Genomic DNA, 25,024 nt, shown 5'->3' with positions numbered 1-25,024 from the left:
TTAGCAGAAGTTTCGAACTTAAGTTTTACTTGACCCTAACTCGTTGCTGCTTTGCTTTTCAGCGTGGCGCCCCGTGTCAGTGGGGTCGCATTATAGGGCGATCCGATTTTAGTGCAACCCTTTTTTTCGATCTTTTTGATCGTTCGAACAAACATTAACCAAACCCCGCTTTTTAGTATAAAAACCATGCAAAAAAGGACAAATCTTACTATCAGAACTATATTAATTATTGCGAAGTTTAATTAACTCGTTAAGATAGCTAACTCATTTGTTAAATTAATGTTTAACCTTCTTTTAATTGGTATATTTATATGAAGTCTTTTGATCATAAAGTAATTTTGATCACTTTGGTTATTGCAGTAGCGAGCTTTTTCATTGTTGATCTTGCATTAAGCTCTACACAGCTCGACGCTGCTCTTATGCTTGCCGTAGGTATTATCATCGGTAGTGTAGTAAGCCAGTTTTTAAAAAGTGATACACAACAAGAAAAACAATCAAACTTATCAACTACTACATTATATGTAGGTAATCTACCATATCGAGCCAACGAACATGTTGTCCGCGAACTTTTCGAAGAGCAAGGGCAAGTATTTTCAGTTCGTCTACTTAAGGATAAAAACACAGGCAAACGACGTGGTTTTGGTTTTGTTGAGATGTCTAAGCAAGATGCAGAAAAGGCGATTACTCAACTCAATGAACGTGAATTTCAACAGCGTACATTAAAAGTAAGAGAAGCAAAGCAAAAGCCTGAAAGTGAGATGGATCACTCACCCGCTTAATTAATCTTTATTTAAATTAATAATAGAGATTGCTTCTTTATTACCTATTACTGGTGCCGTTGCATAGAAACGTACTTCCGATGCACTCGGCACCTTTTCCCCTACTACTATTTGACTTCCCAGCAATGACACTGCGCGATTGGCTATTGCTTTGCCTGAATCAACCAGCTCAACATGCTTCTGTAAGCAATTCTTGATATCGTGAGCTATCAAAGGAAAATGTGTACATCCCAACACTAGCCTATCAACAGTGGCAGGAATGTTAAGCCGAGCTATTTCCTCGCAAAGTGCATCTTTATCCAACTCGTTATGCCAATAAAAGTACTCAGCGATCCTTACAAGCTCCGTTGAATGCAGAGTTTCAACTTTACAACCTGAGGTAAAATCCATGATGAGCTTATGCGTATAAGCATTATTTGACGTTGCAGGTGTTGCCAATAGTGCGATGTGCTTGGTCTTTGAACTAGACGCAGCAGGCTTAACAGCGGGAACAACGCCTATAATTGGAATATGGGTATGTTTTCTGGCTTCTTCTAATGCGTATGTTGAAGCGGTATTACATGCAATAACGATAAGATCAACATTGCCCAAGCATTGCTGTTGCCAACAAATAAGCCCCTTGATACGTGATTTGATTAGCTCTTGAGGCTGAAGGCCATATGGGAGAAAAGCGTTGTCCATAACATAACTAAATGAAACCCCCTGCAAACATGCCTTTAAGTGCGACAGCACACTGGTGCCACCGATCCCTGAATCGAAAACCAAAATATGCGACAAACTTCATACCTCAAATCAAAGAAGTATGAAGTTTGCCATGAGTCCTCGCGAAAATAAACTGGCTTAGCTTGTTTGTTTTTGCTCTACTTGCTCTTTATTTAGTTCATTCAGTTTACTAAAAAAGCTACTAGCATAATCCAGAAACTCATTTAGTCTCGACTGACCTTCATTCATCCAAGCAAGCAGGTTTGGCAACTCCTTATCGGCATTGAGTCCCTTAGCTTGTTCTTGCATATCTGCTAACTGCTTATTGAGTGGCATAAATGCCTTCTCTAACTCCTTCATTGGATTGCCTTGCTGATATTGAGCAATCGCAGCTGACGTTTTACTTTGTCTTAGATCCATCGTGAAATTAGTGATCTGATCAGAGTTTAAGCTAAGCGACTTTGCCAAATCGAAAGCTTCATCGTATTCGCCACCGAAAAAAGAGTCACTGACATTGCGGATATCTTCCATCATATCGTTAATTGCCTGCTGCTCCTCTTCGTTCAACTCACCATTTACCTTAATTGAGAAACTGACCTCATGAGAGGACTTAGTGCCATATGCCATGCCATAATCATTACCTTTTTGTGCAACACTCGCAGCGGCTCCCTGAGAATACGCATCGGAGAATGAAATAACGACTTCATCCCCTTCAGCAGTTGTAAATGCATATTCAGCCTGATTAGAGAGACTCGCAAACTGTGCGGCACTGATCGCTAATGCCTTTGGCGATTTTTCTTCAAACAGCTCTTTTTCAAAATCATCTAAACCTTTAAAAATCCCTTCTCGTGACTTTTCAATACCATCTTCGATGTCGGGATTGAAAGCGCCCATGCCTTTTAACTCTTCGCTGGCTTCATCAATCCCCTGTAACACGCCCTTACGTGCCCCATCGAGCATGGATTTCAATTCGTCATCATTTTTGCCGTCGACTTTGGCTTTCTTCACTGCACCCTGAACAAAATCGAGTACATTTTTGACAATAGATTCAAAATCAAATAGTGGCTTGTCTTTTTTATCTTGTGTCGGTTTCTCAATCCCCAACGCTTCTGCTAGCTTATCATCAAGAATTTTAGCCGCTAGCTTAGATTTATTCCCCGCATAGCTGTCTGAATTAATTTGGATGTTTGGTCCTATCCCTTTGCTCTTTCCAGGCTTATGCTGCATCGCTGGATTGAGCAACTGATTTAATTGCCCGATTTTCATGGTATGCCCTCCAATATATTAGTTAGATTATCGGCATATTTGCGCAAAGCTAAAGTATAATGATTAAAAAAACAGCAAACCAGACGCATCAGTGATGCTAGACTGGACAAATTAGCAACGCTCCCTAAAATAGCGCCTCTTAATTCAACATAGATGGTTTTAGCATGGCAGTAATAAAAATTGATGATTCAGCATACGAGCAACAGTTAGCAGATAAAGCTGAGCGTATCACAACACAATTTGCACAGTTTAATGCACCAGCACTTGAAGTGTATGAGTCTGCAACTCGCCATTACCGCCAGCGCTGTGAATTTAGAGTATGGCATGAGGGTGAAGATCTGTTTCACATCATGTTTGACCAGCAAACAAAAGAAAAGATCCGTGTTGATAGCTTTGATCCTGGTGCGCTGCTTGTCAATGAAATGATGCAGGTGATGATACATCAGCTGAAAGGCAACGAAATATTGCGTCGTAAACTGTTTCAGATCGACTATCTCACTACGCTGAGCGGTGAAGTACTGATCAGCTTACTTTATCACAAGCAGTTAGATGAAGCGTGGCAAACTGCCATGCAGACATTAAGAACCGAGTTGCAACAAACCTACAAAGTTGATTTTATAGGTCGTGCTAGAAAACAAAAGATTGTGTTTGGCAATGACTATGTAACTGAAAAGCTAAGCGTTGACGGTAAAGAATATATTTATCAGCAGGTTGAGAACAGCTTTACGCAACCGAATGCGGAAGTGAATCAGAAAATGCTAGCTTGGGCGCAGTCCATTAGTGAACCGCTAAGCAACGATCTACTTGAGCTTTATTGTGGTAACGGTAACTTTTCAATTGCACTGGCTGGTTCATTCAATAAAGTGCTGGCTACTGAGATCTCTAAATCATCAGTAAAGTCTGCACAATTTAATATTGCAGCAAACAAAGTCGATAACTTAGATATTATTCGTATGTCGAGTGAAGAGTTTACACAAGCCATGAAAGGGCAGAAGTTTTCTCGATTAGATGGTATTGATTTACAGTCCTATGATTGCCAAACGATTCTTGTCGACCCGCCTCGTGCTGGTATGGATGAATTGACCTGTCGCTTAGTTAGCAACTACGACAACATTATTTATATCTCATGCAATCCAGACACGTTAGAGCGTGATTTAGCCTTGTTATGTGAAACACATAAAATCGCACGTATGGCGATTTTCGATCAGTTCCCCTATACCCATCATATTGAATCTGGCGTTTACTTAGTGCGAAAGTGATCTCTAACGATTACGACTGGCTGCCATCGCTTTGATAAGTGCTGGCAGTTGAGTTTCGCTAAAGACTTGAATACCGGATTGCTGCAATAAAGACGCCGTCAGCCCCTGCCCTACTATTTTTTTACCTGTATGACTACCATCGTAAATCAGATTGCTACCGCAAGACGGACTGGACTCTTTTAACAACGCAAACTTTATATCGTGCTGAAGACAAGCCGCTAGCGCTTTTTTAGCACCGAGTTCAAACGCAGAGGTAAAATCATCCCCTTGTTTACTCAAAACTTTACCATCTACTATTTCAGCCGATGGACGAGGTGTTGGTAAACCACCTGATACTTCAGGGCATAGCGGTAAGACCCAATTTTTTTGCCGCCAATACTGCAAGGTATTGTCTTGAAGGCTTTGTGAAGAGGCGTCATACCTCACCGGATAACCTAATAAACAACTAGAAACTAAAATCTTAAACATAAAAAAGCCCCGCAACAATTGCAGGGCTAGTCTAATACAAATTAGGTTTTATTTCTTTGCTAAATAATTCACCAAAGCAGCAATTTGCTCAGGCTTAGTCGTACCAGACTCACGAAGCAATAGCTTGTATTTACCGTTTACCACGAACATTGGTACCCCTGTTAGCGCGCCTTTATCAGAAAGGGTCTTCTGCATACGCTGCATTTTTGATGTTTTGGTACGAACGGAGAAACTAGCATAAAGTTTATCAAATTTCTCTTCTTCAACACCTTGCGCAATAAAGATATCTTTTACATCAGCAAGTTCATTGATTTTTGCACGCTTGCCATGAATGTGATTAAACATGGCTGCAATTATCTTGTCTTTTTGAGGCAGCACTTCTGCAGTTGCAAGTGCTTGCGCCAACACCTGTTGGATCTCAGGCTCCCTTGGACCAACAAAATCTATGTGACTCTTTTTAAACTTAACGCCCTCATCTAGCTTTGGTTTAACGTCAACGATTAAATTTTCCATTGCGTTACAGGCTGGACAATAAAAAGAAAAATACTCCATTACCTCAGGCTTTTTCGTGCCACGCTCGGCAATAACTTCATAATGTACACCTTCTTCAAATGGCGCAGCCTGAGCAAGAAGAGGAAGCATTAGTGCAACCGCTAAGCCTTTTAATACTTTCAACATACTAACTTTCTCCAGTCCTTATTTTTTTAATAGATATGCGATCAATTCATCAAGCTGCTCTTGGCTCTTGATACCTTTCATTTCGATTCTGTATTTGTCGTTTACGATAAAAGTTGGAACGCCTGTAAGCGCCCCCGCTTCAGAAAACTTTTCTTGTGCTTTAAGCATGTTATTTTCAGCACTCACTACTGGCATGCTCGTTACAGCCTGATCAAACTTTTCAGCAGAAATCCCATTTAACTCCATTAGCGTTTTCAAATCTTTAATGTCTAACAGTTTGTTTCTTTCAACATGAATAGCATTAAAAATCTTCTCAGCAATCACATCCGCTTTGCCTGCTTGATCAGCAATAATATAGGCATAGCTTAGGTTGCTCTGCGTTTCTGTAGGAACGCCTCGCAGGAAGTTCACATGGCTTTTTTCAAAGTACGCCCCATCAGGTAAATTCTTTTCAATCGCTTTAGCAATTGGCTCAAAGCGGAAACAGTGCGGACAGTAAAAGGAGAAAAACTCGGTAACTTTCTCTGATTCACTCTGTTCGGTTGTTAAGGTTGTGTAGTGCTCACCTTCGGTAAAGTCTGAAGCCATCGCAGCAATGGGCAAAAGTAATGCAATAAGTGCGATTTTTAATTTTTTTAGCATGTTACTCTCTCTAATTTTAAGGAAATAGGCTCAAACTTGGTTCATCTAATGCAGCAAATTGCTCTTTTAACGCTAAGATCTGTTGTTCCCAGTATTTGTCTGTCGCAAACCAAGAAAAGTTCCGTTCGAATGCAGGATCCTGCCAGCGCTGTGCCAACCAAGCCATATAATTCACCATTCTCATGGCACGTAGCGGCTCAATTAACGCAAGCTCTTTTGAATCAAACGGCATAAATTCTTCGTAACCCATAAGTAGGGTATCTAACTGTACCAATTGCTCGTTGCGGTCGCCATTTAACATCATCCACAAGTCCTGTATTGCAGGGCCTTGCTGACAATCGTCAAGATCCACCAACATCAATTGATCTCTAGACCACAATAAATTTCCAGCATGACAATCCCCATGAAGCCGAAGTGTTTTGGCAACTTGATACTTTGAGGTTGCTTTGTTAATAACTTGCTCAAGAATAGTAACAAATGGAGTATGTAGATGACTAGGCACTAACTGGCTTTTTAGCAGTGTTTGTTGCGCATCAACCAAAAAACGCTGGGTATTGAGCTGTGGTCTATGCTCGAATGCTCGCTCAGCCGACAGACAATGCAAGCGCCCTAGGTAACGGCCTAAAATTTCTAAATGGTCTAGATTATCGAGCTCGAACTGGCGTCCACCAACGCTTGGAAACAACGTATAGCGATAACCTTCATAAAAATGCAGACTACGTCCAGTAATAAGTAAAGGCGCTACAACAGGCACTTCAGCTTCCTTCGCTGCCAATGCAAATTCATGCTCTTCTAGAATTTGTTCATCCGTCCAACGCGCTGGGCGGTAAAACTTCACCACATAACGCTTGCCGTCCTCAGCACCAAATTGATAAACACGGTTTTCATAGCTGTTTAAGGCCAATAATCCCGTTGTCGGATATATCTCAAGTGCCTCAATCGCATCTAAAATAAGATCCGGTGTCAACGCGTTAAAACTAAAATCGTTCATAATGTTTATAAAAAAGCGAGGTTTTATACCTCGCTTTTACCTTACTCTATTATCTTCCTTTGAAGAAATTGGTCGGCTGCGCCAGCCGCTCTTCAGGATCGTCTTGGTTAATAAGCACAAACTCAAATTCAGTGACTGGCTTTTTCAAATCATATGGATCAATCACAACAGAGAGTGGCACATCTAATGTCGTGCCTGCAGCTAAGTGCACCTCTTGCTTACCGATCACTTGATAATTACTTAGACCTGTTATTGCAATAGAAAATTTCTGCTCAACTTGCGCTTTGTTTATCACTTTCAAGGTATAGGTATTTTCTACCAATCCCTCAATATTGACACGATAAAGCTGATTTCTATCCCGAATAATATCAAGATCCATCGGCTTACGCATCGCAATGTTCGCAACTAATGCACCCGTGATAACGACCAGAATCATTAAATAACCGATTAATTTACCACGTACTGGTTTGGTCTTTTCGCTGGATGATTCTAAATTGCGCTCTGTAGTGTAAGCAATCAATCCGCGCGGGTAGTTCATCTTATCCATAACACCATCGCAGGCATCAATACACGCACCACAGTTGATGCATTCATATTGCAAACCATTACGAATATCGATACCGGTAGGACACACCTGAACACACAGATTACAATCAATACAATCTCCTAGACCTAGTGCTTTTGGATCTTGCTTGCGTCCTCGAGGACCTCGACTTTCACCTCGTTCGCTATCATAGGCGACGGTAAATGTATCCTTATCAAACATGGCTGATTGGAAGCGAGAGTAAGGACAGATATGTAAACACATAATTTCCCTCATCCAGCCAGCATTACCATAGGTACAAATGGTAAACACAATAATGCTAATGACGGAATAAAAGCCTGCAGAAAAAGTGAGTAAATCAGGGATCAACGAGCGGATTGGGGTAAAGTAACCAACAAAAGTAATTGCGGTATACAGTGAAAAGAGTATCCAGCTACCGTGTTTTGCCGTTTTTCGCCAAAACTTGTCAAAATCCATCGGTCTCTGATCTAATTTTTTCCGTTGGTTTGCTGTTCCTTCAAATTTTTCTTCAAACCAAATAAAAATAAACGTCCAAACGGTTTGCGGGCAGGTGTAGCCGCACCATACCCGGCCATAGAAGGTAGTCACCAAGAACAGAGCAAATGCCGCTATCATCAGAATAAAAGCAAAGATAGTCAGATCTTGTGGCCATAGTGTCATACCAAAAATATTAAACTTCTGCTCAAAAATATCGAACAACACCGCTTGATGGCCGTGAAAGTTTAACCAAGGTAAAGCCATAAATGCCAACATGCCAATAAAGCCGATACGCCTTCTTAGCAGTTGATGTAGGCCAGACACCGCCCGGACATATATGCGATTACGAGGATTAAAACGATCGGGCGTAGAGCTATTGAGCGATTTCCCTTCAGTGCCACCTATTGGCTTTTGAATTTTTACTTCAGACGGTATGTTTTTAACCTTGATTCTTTCGTTCTCCATGGAAGCTCCTTAGTGCTTTGGAACGAGATGCACTTGCTACAGTGACCTTTAAAAATACAGGCTAAACTATTGCAATGTGCCCCATGACATAGTTTAGCGCTTACTATTATACGCTTTGAAACTCTATGATTAATAGTAAGTTGAGCTAAAACCCACCATAAATGATGAGAGACTTGTTGCGACCTGACAGACAAGTTTATTACACTAGGAACAAGATTTTTGTTAGCTAGATCAAATCAGCGTCAGATTATGAAAAAATTCTTAGTATTAGCCATTATAGTCGTTGCTCTGTTTACTGTGGATCATCCATTGATTAAAGAGCCAAGAGATAGATTGCTCGGTCAAGGCGTTGAAGTGCTAAGCGAGTCCAGCAAAGTACAACGCAGTACGGCTGCAAGAATCGCCAGAGCCAATGTCGTAAAAGCAATTACCATGACAGATGACGAAAAGCGCTATATTGACGAAGCCCTTGCAACAGATGAAAAAGTAAGGCTTTTCCACCTCAAGTATTGTAAAGAAAACGACTATAACTTGTATTTTTACGGCCCCGATCTTGTCAAAATCTGTGAAATTGCAGAGCAAGCCATACATGAAGCGAAGGGATTATAATGGACTTTAGTCAATTAAATAAAAAGTCGGCAAAATCCTTTAATGATCAAAAAGCACTCATCAAAAAGCTTAGTCAGGGACGTGTTGTCAATTGCCCAAGCTGTCAGCAACCCATTGCTCTCAGTTTAAGCCAATCGACATCAAATAGAGCTGTGGCACAATGCCAACAGGGTTGCACATTTATCGAGCTAGATCTCGCGTAAAGCATTTTTGATTATTCAAATAGTCCGCTATTCACTGCGGCAACTTCGACTAACTCAGCATAAGAAGCAGCAAACTCGTCAGCCAATTGCGCTTGAGTTAGTTGAAACTCGGTCAGTGACTGTCCTACTTTCTCACAGTAAATCGTTAACTGTTGCTCACCAAGTGCAAAAAGCCCCAGTTGTTCTGTGCTCACTTGCAAAGCTTGTTTAATATCATCGGCGAGCGGACTGGACATCAATTGCTCATAAAAGGGCGTCGCCGCCATTAAAAACCCTTCGGCCCAATTAATTTTTTGCTCAAGTGGTGTTTCACCATTCCAAGGCAATTGAAACTCAGTTTCATATACCTGTTCAGAAATCTCATGATGTAAAGCCATCAATGCAAATGCAATACTCTCATCTAGTTCGGGATCTGCGTTGGTTAAAGTCTTAAGCCACTTATCTACCTCGATACCGTTTGGGTCTATACAGGTAGCAAATAGATATCCTTGTAAAAAAGCAATATCAATAGAAAGTTTGCGCGCAGAAAAGTAGTTTTCTAAATTCAGCTGATCAGCTGCAGTAAAAGAGAAGTCGTGCATAGTGTTGCCTTGAACTTAGGCGCCGTCTCAGCGCCTACAAAAATGCTTTTATATTAATAACTAACCTGAGATTAGATTAATACCAATTGGTCTTAATACTTGTTCAATTTGAAGGAGCAAATCTTACGCTAACTGCGTTAAAAATTTCTCATTTAGAACAACTAAATAGCAAAATTTTCGCCTTGCCTACATGGATGTAGGTACCTTGGCGATAGCAGGACGCGGTAGCGGTGTTATCGACAAGATTTTCTCGCCTCAAAATAGGTCACTTAATTAAGCAAATTGGTATAACTAAAGTCTGATATGACAGAAGTATATTATAAATTTACTGGGTAACGACCTTCGCCATCCGGTCTACCCAAAAACTTAACAGCATCGTGTACTTCTTTTGGTAGACTTGCATCTGGCTTGACATTACCAGACACGCGAAACTGGAAATTGGCAGCTAGTGTCGCATCAGCCTGTAAGCCCAGACGATTTTCAGGGTCAACAACCACGGCAATATCTCCTGATTTACAATCGAGCTGACCACTAAGGTCGCCGATACTAAACCAACCATTCATGCCTTTAACATCAATATTTGGACTACTTATCTCACCATTTAGTCCTTCGCAGTACGGTGCACCACTTTGGTACTCCTTCACATTGACAATAACGCGCCCTTTGGCATCAACCGGCAATGGCAGAGTTACTTGGTCCATAGCCTGCTCAACACTGAAACGAAGTGAGGCATTATTTACCGTCACGGATTTACTTACTAAATTCGATGAGAAATTAGCTTTTCCTGAGATCTCATTTTTATCTCTCGCATTACCAAACTGTACATTGCCTGCCAACTCACCGAGTAGTAATGACGACGGTTCAAGCTCCCACTTAACCTGATTCAATTGAATGTTATTAAATCTCACACCGCTCACTTGACCATGCCAAACAGAACCATTTACTGCACCTAGCTGCAAATTAGCTGGCAATTGGCCTTTAAAAACTTGCAGCAACACCGCTGCAGGCATAGAAAAAGCACTAAAAATAATAAATGCGAGTAAAAATATAATGAGTAGAGATAGTGTTTTTTTCATAATTATTTCTCTAAAACCAAGCGACTAACACGCACAAAGCCAGGTAAATTCCCTTGTGTAAGGTCTAGGTTTTCTACTTTTACTCCATGCTTATTTGTCAGTTCATCTATCCAAGCAACAAGTTTATTAAATTCCACATCATCGATGGTTAAACGCAAGCTTTCGCCACTAGGTTGCATTTTGCTGATATCAATTTGAAAGCGGCCACGGGTGTTATTGACTATCTGGCTGATATTGCCGCCGCTAATCACCTGTGCGGGACTGCTAGATTTCAGCTTACTCACGCTTTGACCAACCCAATTTACGAGTTCGTGGTTACGTTTTAGCTTAGCTTCGGCATCGCTGACAGCCTGATTCAAAGGTTTGAATATACCCATTACTAGAACAAAAACGACAAAAATAACGCCAGCAACAATCAACAGTTTTTGTTCTTGCTCTTTTAAACCACGCCAATAGTTTACTACTTGCTGCTTCATGCTGCACCTCGAATGCGAATTTCACCCACCACAAAGTCACCATCATTGTTCAGGGCGCCCTGTTCAACACTTACACCGCGTTGCTCTAAAATTGCTTTGACCTGACCAAATACCTGAAACTCTTTTGCGCGCGCTCTAATTCTGAGTTCATTCCTACGTTTGTCATAACGCAGCGTTTCAGGAGCGAAAGCATCGACCTCTTCATAAATCGCCACAAAGTGATTAGTTAATTCGAGCAAACCGCCCTGCTCCGTGCCAGATAACGCATCAAGCTCATTTTGGATCTGTTTTTTCAATAAGTGCGGACGTACTACTTTATTTGGAAATGCCTGTTGATACATAGCGACCGCTTGGGTTTCTAGCTGATTAGCTTGATGACTTATCACATACAGCTGAGTGCCTTTAATTGCGATAAAACTCACTACTGCCACACTCGCCGCTATTAGTCCACTGCGCCAGTCACGCCACCACTGCGGCTGCTTTTTCTTCGCAGCGAACCGACCTTGACGCAAATTAAAATCAATGTTTGATAGCGATTTCGCGAAGATGGCTAAAGGTAAATCGTAATCTTGTTGTTGCGCTGTAAGCGTTATCGTTTCTGAGAAATCGATTGCCGGGCTAAAATGCGCCAGCTGCTTAACACCCGCAATGGTGAGGTACTCGTTGACCCAGCTAAGTTCAGCAGTGCCAACTTGCCAAGCATTGTGTTTGAATAGCCATTGCTGACCTAACTGCACGGCACTAGTCATCTCTTCATGAAGCGGCAAACATAGAGCATCCGGTAGCGCTTTACTTACACTGATCCCTGCATCATCGAAAGCACTAAACCAGCTTTGTAGCCAACTGCTATCACAAATCGCAACATCTATAGTATGTGTGTCGGCTTTCATGCCCGGTTTACCAATCGCGATAAATAGCGCATCGATGTCGGTCGCAACATGTTCCTCAAGCATAAACGGTAAGGCTTGCTCTAGTTTCCTATTCCATTTTGCTGGTAATTCTAGCGTGCGTAACTGTACCGCAGTCGCTGGTAGTAACAATACAACCGGTCTCGTTTGCGCTTTTTCGGCAAGGCTACCAAGCTGTTCACTCCCTTCTAGTTCACCACTGGCAATAATTTGTTGTTGTTCTGTTGACCACACTAACCAGTGTATTGTCGCCTGGTGTGACTGATCCACACGGATCAATAATTGTTCTGTCACTCTACGCCTCCAAATTTACGAGCAAGCACGTACGCTTTACCATCTTTTGTTTCTATAATTGATGTGAGAGAAAAGCGTCGCTCATCAAACACAGCTGTTGCTCGCAACTGAAAATAATTGCTGTTAATCGTAAAAGTTTTGGAAGTCTTATTAGGGTCTTTGACCCCTTGATTCGCGACTTCCGTGTAAAATTCATTAATATCAGTAAAACCTTTTTTTGGTCTTGCAGAAATAATAGCTTCAGCACCTGACTTCGATAAACCAGGTATAAGCGCACTGAGTAAAAGCGCTTGTTCTGGCAATATCGTATTGACGTTTACCGCGAGCTCCTCACTTCCAGGGATCACGCAAACATAAGGCTTAATCTTTTCCATCACCAGCGGGTTAAAGCCCTTAATCACGCGTAACTCACTAACAGACGCCATCAAATTATTAGCCGTTAAATAAGGAGTCTGATTAGACATATACTCGTCTTCTTCTGCCCCTGAGCGATAAGTAATGCTATCTTCATCAAGCCAATCGTACACACTATCAGCAAGGGCTTCCTCGCTCTCGTTACTCGGCAAATCCTCAATATTCTTCAAAAGTTCCAATAGCGCTGCATGGGCTGGGTTTGTATTCTTTCCACCAATCTGCTGACCACCTTGGTTATTTCCATTTGTTTGTGACTTTGCTCTCAAGGCATTCAGGTTTAGGCATGCCTGTAAGTCTGTAACTTTGCCGCTCAACGTACCATGATCAACAGGGTAAGGCACTTCTTCACGAGCCCAAGGCTGGTCTAGATTAACGGTATCAGGATCATCTTTTTTTGCTTGTATCAACGCTCTTTTGACTAATTCCTCAGCACCATAGCTATACCACTTGGCTTGTTGCTGAGTTTGAATATTCGAGGCCTTTTGTACCTGCACCATTAAACTACTCGCCATTTCAGCGGCAATTGTCGCTGCCAATGCAACGATGAAAAGTACGATGACGAGTGCTGCACCTTGCTGCTTCATGGCTGTTGCCCCTTATCATCAGCGACACCACTGCCTGGCGTTAAAAATAAACGGCTTATTGGATCCGAGTCTTTTCTTTGCAACGTCACTTTAACCGCTTTAGGTAACGATTTAGACTTCCAATCAGCTTGCCATTTTAGTTTGTCATCCAAAAATTCAAACTTTAACTCTTCTACATCTTCCAAGATGACCTGCGCGCGGGGCTCTGTTCCATCAAGCTGGTCAACATATACTCGATAAATACGCTCAAGCTTGTCATCGATAACCCGATAGCCCACGGCCTGTAGTTCAGAACGTGGCAATAAACTAATAGGGTTAGTCCAACCATCACGAACAAAAGCGATACCATCATATTGGCTCTCAAGCTCATACCGGCCATGGATGATATAAGTTGGGCTAAAATCCCCTGCTTCATTTCTGACTTCTCGCTTAGTGATCTGATTAAAATCCTGATCCATCAAGCGGAAAGTCGTTTGTAGACCTTCAATTTCGGCAATTTTTTCCGCTGAAGCCGCTTGGGCCTTCAACGTTGAATCTAAAATTTGATGAGTCGCTGTCACCACTACCGCTAAAATAGCCAGTGCTAACAATACTTCTATTAGCGTGAAACCACGCTGAGGTGTATGCACTGTCACTACTTACTCCGGTACATAAAAGTGGTGATGTCATACACTGAGTTTTTGAGTTCAGGCTCGCGGAAAACGTGCACGGTGAGCTTTACAAAGCTAGGATCTGCCGTTTGTTGGATATGCTGTTGCCAATACCAAGTGACCCCGGCCATTTCCTCTTCGCCTTTGTTACCATTCTTCCCATGCCAGTCATCGCCTTGCGCGCGCAAAAATACCAAGCGATTTTCTGCCACCCACGACGCATAAGTCTGCTCTTCAAGCGAGCTGATATGATTTATATGTTCGCTTGTTGCTTGCATTGCAGCAATACCAGCGACAGCACAAATACTTAGCGCAACCATGACTTCAAGTAAGGTAAATCCTAAGCTTTTTTTAGCGCTCATTCTTCAGGTTCCCGCTTCAGCCCCACTGGCGCCATAAATTCGCCTTCGACAAAAAATATTGGCTCCTGCAGCTCTTTATTTTCCACACTTAATCTAAATGCGCTGACTTCACCGGAAGATAAAATAAGTACTTGCGGGATCTTGAGCTTTTTAAGCTCAAGTAAATTGTCGTCGTCACCGCCACTCATCAATTCTCGCCAATTTGCTTGCTCAAGTAAGTTATCTTGAGACCACGGCAGATCTTCTAAGATCAATTCCACTTTGTACTGCTCTGGCAGTTCAATTGGTTTGTAGATATCGTCCGCTTCGAAAGTTCGCCACTTCTCACCGTCAAAAACCAAAAACTCAATCACACCTTTATCTAGGTGAAAACCAAGCTCAACCTGATTTAGTACTGCAAATTCTGACGCAAGATTAATCGTCCCCTGCACACGCATAGCCATGGTTTCGAGCTCTTCCTCATCACTATCACTGACGGTATAAGTAATGAGATTTACTGAAAAAGCAATGATCACCAAGACAATAAGGACTTCAAGTAAACTGAAGCCCTTTACCTTAGCTAATGCCGGTTTATGCAGAGGTGCTAACATAGATTAACGTTCGTCTTCCGTATCCCAGTTACCGATATCATCATCAGTTCCAACTTCGCCATCCGGACCCATTGAAAAGATATCGATTTGGCTCATTTCACCTGGGCTGACTAATTGGTAAGGATTGCCCCATGGATCTTCTGGAAGCTTAGAAATAAAGCCACCTTCAGGGAAACGTTTTGGTACCGGGTCAATATTGGTTTGCGTTACCAACGCTTCCAAGCCTTGCTCTGTGGTTGGGTAACGTTTGTTTTTTAACTTGTACATCTTCATTGCGTCTTCAATTTGACGAATATCTAGACGTGCCTTTTCTTTTGCAGCTTCTTCTTGTTGACCCATCACGTTAGGTGCAACGATAGATAAGATCATACCGATGATAACAAGTACCACCATCACTTCTAGTAGTGAGAAACCTGATTGTTTTTTCACAATGTTTACCTCAATGCTGTTATTGATGACCATGCAAAAACATGCGATGGCCTTTCCTTTTTGACTACAATCCTACGGCTTTGTTCATCGCCATAATCGGCTGAAGAATCGCCATAACTATAAACAGTACAATAATTGCCATCGTCGCTATCATCGCAGGTTCTAGCAACTTCAGCGAGACATTTACCATACTTTCAAATTCTCTTTCTTGGTTATTCGCTGCACGCTCAAGCATCTGTTCTAATTCACCCGACTTTTCACCGCTGGCAATCATGTGCAGCATCATAGGTGGGAACATTTTGGTCTGTTGCAACGACGCTCTAAGGCTTGCACCTTCACTCACCCGAGTCGCCGCTTCTGCAACGGAGGCTTTGATTTTTTCGTTCTCTAGTACTTGGCCTGAGATTTTCATACCCTCAAGTAGCGGAACAGAACTCGATGAGAGAATACTTAAGGTACGCGCAAATCGTGCAGTATTCACACTGCGAGTTACCTTTCCAAGACCCGGTAAACTCAGCAGCTTGCTATCGTACCAAAAGCGGATCTTAGGTTTTTGTAATGCTTTTTTAATCGCGTAGGTGCCAATGACAACCACTGCCAACGTAATCATCCAGTAGTTTTGTACAAAATTACTGGCAGCCATAACCCACTCAGTTGTCCAAGGCAGTGCTTGCTTGGATTTCTCAAAGGTCTTCAAGATCTTTGGTACTACCGTCCCCAATAGAATGGAAACAATCGCGATAGCAAAGATGACCAAAATAATGGGATACACCATCGCTTGCGTAATTTGGCTACGCATATGTTGACGCTGCTCAGTGTAATCGGCCAAGCGATTTAGTACTTCATCTAAGTGCCCTGACTTTTCTCCAGCAGCAACCATTGAGCGGTACAAGTGATCAAATACGTGAGGAAACTCCGACATACCATCTGCCAGTGTGTAACCTTCAACGACTTTTGATCTTACCGCCATCAGCATACGCTTTAATCTTGGCTTTTCACATTGCTCAGCTACAGCCATCACCGCAGCTTCAACAGGTAAAGAAGATTGGATCAAGGTCGCCAACTGGCGCGTGATCAAGGCAAGGTCTGATACCGAGGGACGGTAGCCTTTAAAAAGCGTAAAACCACCACTACTTTGGTTTTTATCTTTCTCAGCAGCAGGCAAAACCTCAAGTGGCATCATGGCTTTTTCTCTCAGCATTTGCCTAACTTGCTTCGCCGTATCCGCCTCTAAGATTCCTTTCTTCTCTTTGCCTTTACCATCTAAGGCGCGGTATTCAAACGCTGCCATTAGCCTTCCTCACGCGTTACACGCATTACTTCTTCTAAGGTTGTTTGACCAGCAAGTACTCGCGAACAGCCATCTTGTCGGATGCTTGGCGTACGCTTACGAATATACTTCTCTACCGCTTGCTCACCTTTACCGTTATGAATAAGTTCACGGATAGGCTCATCAACGATGAGAAGCTCATGAATACCCGTACGACCTTTGTAACCATTGAAGTTACACTCTTCACAGCCGACTGCACGGAAGATTTGCGTGCCACTGTCTTTGGCCACCCCCAGCAGTTCACATTCTCGTTCATCCGCTAAATGCGCTTCTTTACAGTTAGGGCAAAGCGTTCTTACCAATCGCTGTGACAGCACGCCTAGCAGTGATGAACTCAAAAGAAACGGCTCAACCCCCATGTCTTCCATACGCGTGATAGCACCGGCGGCCGTATTCGTGTGTAGTGTGGATAGTACCAAGTGGCCGGTCAAAGATGCTTGAACACCAATTTGCGCGGTTTCTAAATCTCGGATCTCACCAACCATCACCACATCGGGATCTTGACGTAGGATCGCACGTAAACCTCGAGCGAATGTCATATCCACTTTTGGATTTACTTGTGTTTGGCCAATGCCTGGGATCTCATATTCAATCGGATCTTCAACCGTTAAAATATTACGATCCCTAGAATTGATTTGTGTCATGCCGGCGTACAAGGTCGTACTCTTACCTGAACCCGTTGGACCGGTAACCAGTATAATACCGTGCGGTTTAGCAATTATCTCTGCAAACGCGTCGCGGTTTGCTTGGGTCATGCCCAAATCTTCAAGATCTAATCGCGCATTATTTTTGTCTAGTAGACGCAGCACCACGCGCTCACCAAAGCTTGATGGCATCGTCGATACACGCACATCCACGGCTCGCCCCGCAATCCGCAGACTAATACGGCCATCTTGCGGTACACGTTTTTCTGCGATGTCGAGCTTAGCCATTACTTTGATACGAGACACTAATAATGAAGACAATTTACGATTTGGCTTCAATACTTCTTTCAGTACGCCATCAACCCTAAAGCGAATAACCAGTTCTTGCTCAAAGGTTTCGATATGGATATCCGACGCACCTTCTTTTATCGCTTCACTCAACATGGCGTTAATGAGCTTGATGATAGGCGCATCATCATCCGCAGCAAGCAGATCTTCTGTTTGTGGCAATTCTTCAGCAAGCGAGAACAAGTCCATCTCGTTGCCGATGTCTTCCATCATCTGTTGTGTTTCTGAGCTGTCTCTTTGATAAGACGCTTCAAGCATATGCTCAAAGCGGTCTTCATCTAACGCCTCTAGACGTAATGTTTTGCCTGCAACACGGCGTACTTCCATCAGCGTTTCAAGATCAAGCGTGCCTTTGTGAAAAAGCTTAGCCTGATCGCCATCAGGGCTGAGTAACACCCCTTTTCGACGTGCAAATGAAAATGGTAAACGCAATGAAATCGTCGGTACGACAGGCATTTCAGCTACTTCACCTACTATTGGCTCAGCGCTTTGTAGCTGCGCTGCCATCTCTTCAGCTTCAGCTCCTAAATCTGGCGTGACTTTCTCATCAATCATTTTCACGCTCTTTTCTGTTTTGTTCTTTCAAGAACTCTTCATACGTCGGTGGCAAAGTAAGCTTGTCGTCCCACTTAGGAAGGATTGGCGTATCTTCAAATGGCATTAACTCGATACCATCTTCTCTTTGTTTATGCTGCTCACCACGGATAAAGTTATATTTTGAATGGCTAATCTCGTTCATACTGCGACTATCACGTACAATAGTCGGACGGATAAAGACGAGTAAGTTACGCTTTTCCTTCTTAGTCCCTGTTGATCTAAATAGGTGGCCTAACACTGGAATATCACCTAATAGTGGTACTTTAGAAACACTTTCTTGAACGGTTTCGTCAATCAAACCACCTAAGATAACCATGCCGCCATCATCAGCGATAACCGTGGTATTGATAGCACGTTTAGCCACTCGAATATCCACCGACGTCGCACCTTTCACGCTTGATACTTCTTGCTCAATTGTCAACTGAACCGCAGTGCCATCGTTAATCTGAGGGGTTACTTTTAATTTGATACCCACTTCTTGGCGGTCTACCGTTTGGAACGGGTTTGAGTTATTGTCGTTTGCAGTAGAACCAGTCACGATAGGTACTTCTTCACCGACGATCATTGAGGCTTCTTCGTTATCCATAGTGGTAACAGACGGTGTAGCTAGAATATTTGAGTTGGTATCCGTGGTTACCGCTTGAATGATTGCACCCCAATCATTCTTCACAATACCAGCCGCCAGACCATTGATATTTTTCAGTAGGCCTGCCAAACCGCTATAATCTCCGCGCTCGGTAGTGGTGGTATTAGATACATCATTATCGTCTGTTCCAACGATAGTTCCTTTAATCTCTCTATCACGTGCTTGTTCAGCAGCCACAGCTAGTGAACCGATCGGAACAGTGTTGCCATCATTAAACTGCAGCATCCCGCCTTTTTCAGAGATCCATTGTAAGCCAAGGTTAATACCATCAGCTTCAGAAACCTCAACAACGATCGCTTCAACCAGTACTTGAGCTCGACGAATATCTAACTTTTTAATCACCTGAGTTAATGAGCGCATGGTATCTGGCTGCGCCGTGATCACCAGCGAGTTAGAGTCTTCGTGCGCCTCAATGCTAGTTTCATTTTTGCTACTACTGCGAGTTCTTGCTTGCTGACCTGCGGCTTGCTCTTCTTCAATCGATTTACTCACGCCTTGAAGAACCTTAACCAAATCTTCCGCTTTTGCGTAATTCAGATAGAAAACCTGAGTATTGCCTTGAGATTGTAGTTCATCATCTAAACGCTTGATGAGTTCAGCCGCGCGGCTACGGGCCTGTGATTCGCCACTAACAATGACGCTGTTGGTACGGGTATCTGACACAATTTTCGGGATAAGGAAGTCTGGTACACCACCTTTCCCTGAGTCTTGAAAAATCTTTTCAACGACTTTAACAACGTCTTCGGCAGTGGCATGCTTCAGCTTAACGATATCAACACGCTTATCGCCCGCTTGGTCAACCGTTTTGATAATATCAACAAGGCGATTAACCGAGGACGCATGTCCGGTTAGCATCATCACGTTTGCTGAATTTAGATTGGTTACGTGACCACCATCTTTTTGGTCACTGAATTGACGAATAAGTGGACCAAGCTCTTGCACGCTAACGTTCTTCACGCGCACAACGCGTGTTACCATTACGTCACCATTTCCTAGTTCTTCACCAGATACCAAAGGCACGTTCGACTTTTTACCATCAGAACTACGAACCACCTTAAGCACACCGCTATCCATTTCAATAACTGAATAACCATATACTTCAAGCACGTTTAAAAAGAACTGATAATACAGCTTTTCATCCATCAACTCATAACTGCGAACATTGATGTTACCGCGCACGTTAGGGTCTATGATGATAGTTTTATTCAGCTTATCACTAACGATATTAATGAATTCATTAATATCGGTACCTTTGAAGTTCGCGGCATATTCAACCGCAGAAACAGAAAGTGAAATACCAGCAGCAATCAAGAGCGTTGCATACTTAGCTAACCCTTTTTTGGTTTTTGTGAGGTGTAGCTTTTTACCCATTATTCTAAAACTCCAAAATTAGTAACTTTACAGGCTAAACTGCACATCCATCACCTGACCGTCTCGTTCGATCGTGATGTTCGCATCTGTGCTCGTTCTAAGTTCATTAATAGCTGACATAGCCTGTTTCATATCCGTGAGCTGAAACCCATTAATTGCGATTGCTAAATCATTCGCTTTTAGCCCCACCTGTTCGAACAATTCAGGATCCTTTCCAGGTGAGAGACGATAGCCAATAACTTCGCCGTTACGCTGTTCCGGAGCAATCTTAATATAATCAAATAATTTACCTGGATCGCTGAGCAATTCCTGGCGACGATTAGCTAATTCATTTCGAGGTGAGGTAGGTGAAGTTGTGCTGTTGACGATTTTCTTTGGCTTAGTTGGCATCGCCACAGTGCGGCTAAACTCTATGCCATCTAACATCAACGTTTCAAAACGCCCACTAACATCTAAAATCACACGATCAGGTAGTACCCGAGCAAGCTTTGCGCGAGTGCCTGTGATTGGCGCGTCAACGGAATAGGTCTCTTGACGCCCCTGAGATTCAATAATAGCAAGGCCTGCACCATCATCTTGGCTGACAGCGACGATACCAGTTAGCCTAACGTTAAGCGTTGTTTCCGGAGCATCAGAAACCACGGGCTGCGGTTTGGTATCAAGCTTAGCATTTGCCTCACCAAACAAATTTTGAGCGACAATTCCTTGGCTTGTGATACCGCTATTTGATTGACTATACAGTTGTGATGCAGGGAGCAAGGGTTGAGTTTGTGGCACAGGCCATAACAACCAAAATAATTGCGAAAAGAGAAACGCAACGTAAACAACCGACAGGACAACAATGATACGACTCAATTTTGCATGAGGCAAACCAAGCCAAAACTTCTGAAGCTGTTGTAACTGTAATTCCATATAATACTTTTCTTATTCTCTTGAACGCCCCAGTGTACCGCCTCGAAATTTTTTCAACAAGCGTGCATTTGTTAAACTTTTAATTAAATAGGTACACCGTAGGCCAATTAACTGAATCTAAACTTAACCTTGGAACATAGACACACATATTAGTTCATTTTTTAGGTAAAGTGCGATTAACTCACAAGTTTAGTGCCTGTCATCTACTTTGTTTGCATAACGAAATATGCTAAATTTGTTAGGTTAAATTTCACACTAGCAAATAGTTAACGAATTGTGACAAAACTCCAACAGGAAAACAACCAATCTGAACAGAAAGTTCGTATTGATAAGTGGTTATGGGCTGCTCGCTTCTACAAAACACGAGCGCTTGCTCGCGATATGGTCCAAGGTGGCAAAGTACATTACAACGGTCAGCGCTGTAAACCAAGTAAAACGGTTGAAGTCGGCGCAGTAGTGAAGTTGGCCCAAGGATATGAAGAGAAAGAAGTAACCATACTCAAAATCATGGAAAAGCGACAAGCGGCTCCTATTGCTCAAACTCTTTATGAAGAGTCTGAAGCAAGTATTGAAAAACGAACGCAAAACGCGTTGGCGCGCCAAAACAATAGCTTGTTTGCGCCTCGTCCTGCCACTAAGCCGGACAAGAAACAACGCCGTGAATTACTTAAATTGAAATCAAACTAGGATTTTCATTGATGCAGACTGATTTACTTCATCGTTATATTTTCGACAAGCTAGACGTACGTGGTGAGCTTGTACAAATAGAACAGACTTTTACTGACATCATTAGCGGTCACAACTACCCAGAGCCTGTGCAACAGCTATTAGGCGAGTTATTAGTTGCAACAAGTTTGCTGACCGCTACGTTAAAATTTGAAGGTGACATTGCGGTTCAGCTTCAAGGTGATGGTCCAGTAAAATATGCGGTGATCAATGGTAATCACAAACAACAGATGCGCGGCGTGGCAAGGCTGCAATCTGAGGTTTCAGGATCATCTGTACCTGAGCTAATGGGCAAAGGGTATATGGTTATCACCATTACACCGACAAAAGGCGAACGCTATCAAGGCATAGTTCCTCTTTCTAAAGAATCACTTGCCGAATGTTTAGAAGAATACTTCGAACAATCTGAGCAATTGAAAACCCGCCTATGGTTCGCAACAAGCCTAGTTGGCGATAAAGTGAAAGCGGCAGGTCTGTTTTTACAAGTACTGCCCGTCAATAAGGAAAAGTCTGTCGCCGATTTCCAACATCTTGAAGCACTAAGCGACACGATTAAAGATGAAGAGCTACTAGATTTAGACGCCAATACCGTACTAACAAGACTGTATCACGAAGACAATCCTCAACTTTTTGAACCACAAGCCATCTCGTTTGTATGTGGATGTAGCCGTGAAAAAACCGAGAATGCGCTGGCCAATGTCGGATTAGAGGCCTTGATGGAAGACTTGCAAAAGCACGGCGAAGTAAATATTAGCTGTCATTACTGCTTGAAAAACTACGTTTTTAACGAGCAAGATATTAAATCGTTATTTAATTAAGTTGCGCTTTAGCCCTTAATTACAAAATGAAACCGCCATTTTTGGCGGTTTTTTTATGGCTATTGGGTGATACCGGTGTCATAAAACATACAAAAGTTATGACACCGGTATCATTGAAATTATTCAAGTTTTTTGACGTTTTTATGTAATTTTAAGCACTCTAAAGGCTCGAATATCTCAATTTCATCTGTTACTATAAATTTAGCTAAGGGCAAGAGTACCCCAGAGCTATCCCGTTCAACTCTCACTTTTTAGGTATAAACATGACTTCAAGCGCTACTCGTTTTGTCGATTTAACCGCAGCTGAACTTGTCGAACACGCTATCCGTCGTGGCGAGGGCACTTTAGCCGCAAATGGAGCTTTTGTTGCAAAAACTGGTCGCCGTACTGGACGTTCACCAAACGACCGTTTCATCGTAAAAGAATCAAGCACAGAAAATGACATCCAATGGGGTAACGTAAACCGCCCATTCGAAGGTGCTAAGTTTGATGCTTTATGGGCTCGCGTAGAAGCGCACGTTCTTGAAAATGACCACTTCGTCTCTCACTTAGAAGTCGGTGCGGATCCAGAGCACTATTTACCAGTCGTTGTAACGACTGAAACTGCTTGGCACCACATTTTCGCTAAAAACATGTTTATCGAACCTAACTCTTATAACAAAACTGATTTACCTGAATGGCAGGTGATGAACGTTCCTTCTTTTGTTTGTGATCCTGAGCGTGATGGCACAAACAGCGATGGTACCGTTATCATTAACTTTGCACAGCGCAAAGTGCTTATCGCAGGTATGCATTACGCCGGTGAAATGAAGAAGTCGATGTTCTCTGTACAAAACTTCTTACTACCAGCAAAAGGTGTGCTACCTATGCACTGTAGTGCAAACGTAGGTGAAGCTGGCGACACAACGTTATTCTTTGGTCTATCAGGAACAGGTAAAACTACTCTTTCTGCGGATCCTAAGCGTTTTCTTATCGGTGATGATGAGCACGGTTGGGCGCCTGGTAGCGTATTCAACATTGAAGGCGGTTGTTATGCGAAATGTATCGACCTGTCACAAAAGAACGAGCCTGTTATTTGGGATGCAATCCGTTTTGGTACTATTTTAGAAAACGTCGTGCTAGATGAAACGCGTACTCCTGACTATACCGATTCAAGCTTAACGCAAAATACGCGTGCAGCTTACCCTCTTGAGCATGTTGAAAAGCGTAAAGTTGAAAACCGCGCGGGCGAGCCTCGTGCTGTTGTATTCTTAACTTGTGACGTGAGCGGCGTATTACCTCCAGTTTCAATCCTAAGCGAAGAAGCCGCGGCTTATCACTTCCTTAGTGGTTACACGGCGAAAGTAGGCTCAACTGAGATTGGTTCAACCTCTGATATCGAATCAACTTTCTCAACTTGTTTTGGTGCTCCTTTCTTCCCTCGTCCAGCAGGCGTGTATGCTGAGCTACTAATGAAACGCGTGCGTGAGTTTGGCGCTAAAGTTTACCTAGTAAACACAGGTTGGACTGGTGGCCCTTATGGCATTGGTAAGCGTTTTGACATTCCAACAACTCGCGCCGTGATTGATGCAATCGTAAACGATACATTAGAGGGCGTTGAGACACAGCACATTGAGGCACTAAATTTAGATGTACCAGTGGCAGTGGAAGGTGTTGATAGCAAGCTACTTAATCCAGTAAATACATGGCAAGATCAAGCTAAGTATGCTGAATATGCAGCTAAACTTGCGGCTGACTTCAAAGAAAACTTCGCTAAATACGATGTTTCTGAAGCAATCAAAGCGGCAGGTCCTCGCGGCTAATCTAAGAAAGATTCCTTTATCAAAAGCGCCCCTTGTTTGGGCGTTTTTTTGTGCCTAATTTTTTACACATGAATATCTTTCAACAAACTTAGTATTAACATTTAGGTACATACATGCTTATATATTGCTGATTATTTAAACAGCACGTATAAGGAAAACCATGAAATTACAATTAAAAAAGAAACAACTAAAATCGCTGCAAGCGAAAGATCTAAACAATCAGGCAACTAGAAAAATTGCTGCCGCGGGCGCGACTTTTGGCTCTAGAGTTGATTGTGGCAGTTGGCAAATTTGTGATACTCACCCTGCGATTTGTGAGTCAATGGGACTTTGTCGTTCAGTAGATATCTGCTAATAAAGCG

Annotated in this window: 28 protein-coding genes; 8 read left to right on the top strand and 20 right to left on the bottom strand. The window is 42.6% G+C overall.

The window, feature by feature from the left end:
* Window positions 1–311 precede the first annotated feature (311 nt).
* The gene (locus NH462_RS21505) at window positions 312–779 is read left to right on the top strand and encodes an RNA-binding protein (RefSeq protein ID WP_010378552.1); all 468 of its coding nucleotides are present in this window, start codon (window positions 312–314) and stop codon (window positions 777–779) included.
* Here the strand turns inward: NH462_RS21505 and murI are convergent, their stop codons facing one another.
* A complete protein-coding gene (gene murI, locus NH462_RS21500) occupies window positions 780–1,556 on the bottom strand; it encodes a glutamate racemase (RefSeq protein ID WP_253107709.1) in 777 nt (258 codons plus the stop codon).
* 63 nt (window positions 1,557–1,619) lie between these two features.
* Entirely contained in the window at window positions 1,620–2,747 is a 1,128-nt protein-coding gene (locus NH462_RS21495) for a DUF5610 domain-containing protein (RefSeq protein WP_253107708.1), read from the bottom strand.
* 164 nt (window positions 2,748–2,911) lie between these two features.
* On the opposite strand from NH462_RS21495, the gene trmA reads away from it, so the two are divergent.
* Complete coding sequence (gene trmA, locus NH462_RS21490; RefSeq protein ID WP_253107707.1) at window positions 2,912–4,006, top strand: tRNA (uridine(54)-C5)-methyltransferase TrmA; 1,095 nt, start codon at window positions 2,912–2,914, stop codon at window positions 4,004–4,006.
* A gap of 3 nt (window positions 4,007–4,009) precedes the next feature.
* Here trmA and NH462_RS21485 read toward each other — a convergent pair whose 3' ends face one another.
* The 5 genes from NH462_RS21485 to ccoG are packed head-to-tail and all read right to left on the bottom strand — an operon-like array spanning window position 4,010 to window position 8,292.
* On the bottom strand, window positions 4,010–4,474 hold the full coding sequence (locus NH462_RS21485) for a DUF523 domain-containing protein (RefSeq protein ID WP_010378542.1): 465 nt from the start codon (window positions 4,472–4,474) through the stop codon (window positions 4,010–4,012).
* A 48-nt stretch (window positions 4,475–4,522) separates the two neighbouring features.
* Window positions 4,523–5,152: a thiol:disulfide interchange protein DsbA/DsbL gene (locus tag NH462_RS21480; RefSeq protein ID WP_017219427.1), complete on the bottom strand. Its 630-nt coding sequence runs from the start codon at window positions 5,150–5,152 to the stop codon at window positions 4,523–4,525.
* An 18-nt stretch (window positions 5,153–5,170) separates the two neighbouring features.
* On the bottom strand, window positions 5,171–5,794 hold the full coding sequence (locus NH462_RS21475) for a thiol:disulfide interchange protein DsbA/DsbL (RefSeq protein ID WP_010378537.1): 624 nt from the start codon (window positions 5,792–5,794) through the stop codon (window positions 5,171–5,173).
* Between the two features lie 16 nt (window positions 5,795–5,810).
* Window positions 5,811–6,785: a serine/threonine protein kinase gene (locus tag NH462_RS21470; RefSeq protein WP_010378535.1), complete on the bottom strand. Its 975-nt coding sequence runs from the start codon at window positions 6,783–6,785 to the stop codon at window positions 5,811–5,813.
* Between the two features lie 49 nt (window positions 6,786–6,834).
* Window positions 6,835–8,292, bottom strand: coding sequence for a cytochrome c oxidase accessory protein CcoG (gene ccoG / locus NH462_RS21465; RefSeq protein WP_010378532.1), 1,458 nt, complete (start codon window positions 8,290–8,292; stop codon window positions 6,835–6,837).
* Between the two features lie 249 nt (window positions 8,293–8,541).
* Between ccoG and NH462_RS21460 the strand changes: the two genes are divergently transcribed.
* Window positions 8,542–8,901, top strand: coding sequence for a hypothetical protein (locus NH462_RS21460; protein ID WP_026001103.1), 360 nt, complete (start codon window positions 8,542–8,544; stop codon window positions 8,899–8,901).
* Window positions 8,901–9,104 (top strand): hypothetical protein, encoded by a 204-nt coding sequence (locus NH462_RS21455; protein WP_010604378.1) that lies wholly within the window; start codon window positions 8,901–8,903, stop codon window positions 9,102–9,104. The genes NH462_RS21460 and NH462_RS21455 overlap by 1 nt, the downstream gene beginning before the upstream one ends.
* Window positions 9,105–9,115: 11 nt before the next feature.
* Here the strand turns inward: NH462_RS21455 and NH462_RS21450 are convergent, their stop codons facing one another.
* The 13 genes from NH462_RS21450 to gspC all read right to left on the bottom strand — a co-directional run bounded on the left by NH462_RS21450 (window position 9,116) and on the right by gspC (window position 21,316).
* The gene (locus tag NH462_RS21450) at window positions 9,116–9,685 is read right to left on the bottom strand and encodes a UPF0149 family protein (protein WP_253107706.1); all 570 of its coding nucleotides are present in this window, start codon (window positions 9,683–9,685) and stop codon (window positions 9,116–9,118) included.
* A 317-nt stretch (window positions 9,686–10,002) separates the two neighbouring features.
* Window positions 10,003–10,761 carry a type II secretion system protein N gene (locus tag NH462_RS21445; protein ID WP_253107705.1) on the bottom strand — a complete coding sequence of 253 codons (759 nt, stop codon included), beginning with the start codon at window positions 10,759–10,761 and terminating at the stop codon, window positions 10,003–10,005.
* Window positions 10,762–10,763: 2 nt separating this feature from the next.
* A complete protein-coding gene (locus NH462_RS21440) occupies window positions 10,764–11,237 on the bottom strand; it encodes a type II secretion system protein M (protein WP_010378522.1) in 474 nt (157 codons plus the stop codon).
* Window positions 11,234–12,439: a type II secretion system protein GspL gene (gene gspL, locus NH462_RS21435; RefSeq protein ID WP_010378519.1), complete on the bottom strand. Its 1,206-nt coding sequence runs from the start codon at window positions 12,437–12,439 to the stop codon at window positions 11,234–11,236. Before gspL ends, NH462_RS21440 begins: the two co-directional genes overlap by 4 nt.
* On the bottom strand, window positions 12,436–13,437 hold the full coding sequence (gene gspK / locus NH462_RS21430) for a type II secretion system minor pseudopilin GspK (RefSeq protein WP_017219433.1): 1,002 nt from the start codon (window positions 13,435–13,437) through the stop codon (window positions 12,436–12,438). Before gspK ends, gspL begins: the two co-directional genes overlap by 4 nt.
* Window positions 13,434–14,072 carry a type II secretion system minor pseudopilin GspJ gene (gene gspJ / locus NH462_RS21425; RefSeq protein WP_010378515.1) on the bottom strand — a complete coding sequence of 213 codons (639 nt, stop codon included), beginning with the start codon at window positions 14,070–14,072 and terminating at the stop codon, window positions 13,434–13,436. The genes gspK and gspJ overlap by 4 nt, the downstream gene beginning before the upstream one ends.
* Window positions 14,072–14,449, bottom strand: coding sequence for a type II secretion system minor pseudopilin GspI (gspI, locus tag NH462_RS21420; protein WP_010378513.1), 378 nt, complete (start codon window positions 14,447–14,449; stop codon window positions 14,072–14,074). Before gspI ends, gspJ begins: the two co-directional genes overlap by 1 nt.
* On the bottom strand, window positions 14,446–15,039 hold the full coding sequence (locus NH462_RS21415) for a prepilin-type N-terminal cleavage/methylation domain-containing protein (RefSeq protein ID WP_010604370.1): 594 nt from the start codon (window positions 15,037–15,039) through the stop codon (window positions 14,446–14,448). The genes gspI and NH462_RS21415 overlap by 4 nt, the downstream gene beginning before the upstream one ends.
* Before the next feature lie 3 nt (window positions 15,040–15,042).
* Window positions 15,043–15,468, bottom strand: coding sequence for a type II secretion system major pseudopilin GspG (gene gspG / locus NH462_RS21410; protein ID WP_026001105.1), 426 nt, complete (start codon window positions 15,466–15,468; stop codon window positions 15,043–15,045).
* Window positions 15,469–15,532: 64 nt separating this feature from the next.
* The gene (gspF, locus tag NH462_RS21405) at window positions 15,533–16,759 is read right to left on the bottom strand and encodes a type II secretion system inner membrane protein GspF (RefSeq protein ID WP_010378505.1); all 1,227 of its coding nucleotides are present in this window, start codon (window positions 16,757–16,759) and stop codon (window positions 15,533–15,535) included.
* Window positions 16,759–18,246 carry a type II secretion system ATPase GspE gene (gene gspE / locus NH462_RS21400; protein ID WP_171039519.1) on the bottom strand — a complete coding sequence of 496 codons (1,488 nt, stop codon included), beginning with the start codon at window positions 18,244–18,246 and terminating at the stop codon, window positions 16,759–16,761. The genes gspF and gspE overlap by 1 nt, the downstream gene beginning before the upstream one ends.
* Window positions 18,247–18,337: 91 nt before the next feature.
* Window positions 18,338–20,404, bottom strand: coding sequence for a type II secretion system secretin GspD (gspD, locus tag NH462_RS21395; protein WP_039490902.1), 2,067 nt, complete (start codon window positions 20,402–20,404; stop codon window positions 18,338–18,340).
* Window positions 20,405–20,431: 27 nt separating this feature from the next.
* Entirely contained in the window at window positions 20,432–21,316 is an 885-nt protein-coding gene (gene gspC / locus NH462_RS21390) for a type II secretion system protein GspC (RefSeq protein WP_010378497.1), read from the bottom strand.
* Window positions 21,317–21,592: 276 nt separating this feature from the next.
* Between gspC and hslR the strand changes: the two genes are divergently transcribed.
* The 4 genes from hslR (at window position 21,593) to NH462_RS21370 (ending at window position 25,017) form a co-directional block, all read left to right on the top strand.
* A complete protein-coding gene (gene hslR, locus NH462_RS21385; protein WP_010378496.1) occupies window positions 21,593–22,003 on the top strand; it encodes a ribosome-associated heat shock protein Hsp15 in 411 nt (136 codons plus the stop codon).
* Window positions 22,004–22,014: 11 nt separating this feature from the next.
* Window positions 22,015–22,860, top strand: a complete 846-nt coding sequence (gene hslO / locus NH462_RS21380) for an Hsp33 family molecular chaperone HslO (protein WP_253107704.1) — start codon at window positions 22,015–22,017, stop codon at window positions 22,858–22,860.
* Window positions 22,861–23,123: 263 nt separating this feature from the next.
* The gene (locus NH462_RS21375) at window positions 23,124–24,662 is read left to right on the top strand and encodes a phosphoenolpyruvate carboxykinase (RefSeq protein ID WP_010378491.1); all 1,539 of its coding nucleotides are present in this window, start codon (window positions 23,124–23,126) and stop codon (window positions 24,660–24,662) included.
* A 160-nt stretch (window positions 24,663–24,822) separates the two neighbouring features.
* Window positions 24,823–25,017, top strand: a complete 195-nt coding sequence (locus tag NH462_RS21370; protein ID WP_010378488.1) for a hypothetical protein — start codon at window positions 24,823–24,825, stop codon at window positions 25,015–25,017.
* The last annotated feature ends 7 nt before the right edge of the window (window positions 25,018–25,024 follow it).

It is taken from the genome of Pseudoalteromonas sp. OANN1, from assembly GCF_024124685.1.
GTDB lineage: Bacteria > Pseudomonadota > Gammaproteobacteria > Enterobacterales > Alteromonadaceae > Pseudoalteromonas > Pseudoalteromonas piscicida.
The sequence above is the reverse complement of the archived record's forward strand: the minus strand, read 5'-3'. Positions and strand labels throughout refer to the sequence as shown.

Excerpts from the sequence above, each read along its gene's own strand:
- NH462_RS21460 (WP_026001103.1), top strand. The coding sequence starts at position 8,542 with ATGAAAAAATTCTTAGTATTAGCCATTATAGTCGTTGCTCTGTTTACT.
- gspE (WP_171039519.1), bottom strand. The coding sequence starts at position 18,246 with ATGCCTGTCGTACCGACGATTTCATTGCGTTTACCATTTTCATTTGCA.
- ccoG (WP_010378532.1), bottom strand. The coding sequence starts at position 8,292 with ATGGAGAACGAAAGAATCAAGGTTAAAAACATACCGTCTGAAGTAAAA.
- gspC (WP_010378497.1), bottom strand. The coding sequence starts at position 21,316 with ATGGAATTACAGTTACAACAGCTTCAGAAGTTTTGGCTTGGTTTGCCT.
- NH462_RS21480 (WP_017219427.1), bottom strand. The coding sequence starts at position 5,152 with ATGTTGAAAGTATTAAAAGGCTTAGCGGTTGCACTAATGCTTCCTCTT.
- NH462_RS21495 (WP_253107708.1), bottom strand. The coding sequence starts at position 2,747 with ATGAAAATCGGGCAATTAAATCAGTTGCTCAATCCAGCGATGCAGCAT.
- gspK (WP_017219433.1), bottom strand. The coding sequence starts at position 13,437 with ATGAAGCAGCAAGGTGCAGCACTCGTCATCGTACTTTTCATCGTTGCA.
- NH462_RS21455 (WP_010604378.1), top strand. The coding sequence starts at position 8,901 with ATGGACTTTAGTCAATTAAATAAAAAGTCGGCAAAATCCTTTAATGAT.
- NH462_RS21370 (WP_010378488.1), top strand. The coding sequence starts at position 24,823 with ATGAAATTACAATTAAAAAAGAAACAACTAAAATCGCTGCAAGCGAAA.
- NH462_RS21475 (WP_010378537.1), bottom strand. The coding sequence starts at position 5,794 with ATGCTAAAAAAATTAAAAATCGCACTTATTGCATTACTTTTGCCCATT.
- trmA (WP_253107707.1), top strand. The coding sequence starts at position 2,912 with ATGGCAGTAATAAAAATTGATGATTCAGCATACGAGCAACAGTTAGCA.
- NH462_RS21375 (WP_010378491.1), top strand. The coding sequence starts at position 23,124 with ATGACTTCAAGCGCTACTCGTTTTGTCGATTTAACCGCAGCTGAACTT.
- NH462_RS21470 (WP_010378535.1), bottom strand. The coding sequence starts at position 6,785 with ATGAACGATTTTAGTTTTAACGCGTTGACACCGGATCTTATTTTAGAT.
- NH462_RS21450 (WP_253107706.1), bottom strand. The coding sequence starts at position 9,685 with ATGCACGACTTCTCTTTTACTGCAGCTGATCAGCTGAATTTAGAAAAC.
- NH462_RS21415 (WP_010604370.1), bottom strand. The coding sequence starts at position 15,039 with ATGTTAGCACCTCTGCATAAACCGGCATTAGCTAAGGTAAAGGGCTTC.
- NH462_RS21440 (WP_010378522.1), bottom strand. The coding sequence starts at position 11,237 with ATGAAGCAGCAAGTAGTAAACTATTGGCGTGGTTTAAAAGAGCAAGAA.
- gspI (WP_010378513.1), bottom strand. The coding sequence starts at position 14,449 with ATGAGCGCTAAAAAAAGCTTAGGATTTACCTTACTTGAAGTCATGGTT.
- NH462_RS21505 (WP_010378552.1), top strand. The coding sequence starts at position 312 with ATGAAGTCTTTTGATCATAAAGTAATTTTGATCACTTTGGTTATTGCA.
- NH462_RS21485 (WP_010378542.1), bottom strand. The coding sequence starts at position 4,474 with ATGTTTAAGATTTTAGTTTCTAGTTGTTTATTAGGTTATCCGGTGAGG.
- NH462_RS21445 (WP_253107705.1), bottom strand. The coding sequence starts at position 10,761 with ATGAAAAAAACACTATCTCTACTCATTATATTTTTACTCGCATTTATT.
- hslO (WP_253107704.1), top strand. The coding sequence starts at position 22,015 with ATGCAGACTGATTTACTTCATCGTTATATTTTCGACAAGCTAGACGTA.
- gspF (WP_010378505.1), bottom strand. The coding sequence starts at position 16,759 with ATGGCAGCGTTTGAATACCGCGCCTTAGATGGTAAAGGCAAAGAGAAG.
- gspD (WP_039490902.1), bottom strand. The coding sequence starts at position 20,404 with ATGGGTAAAAAGCTACACCTCACAAAAACCAAAAAAGGGTTAGCTAAG.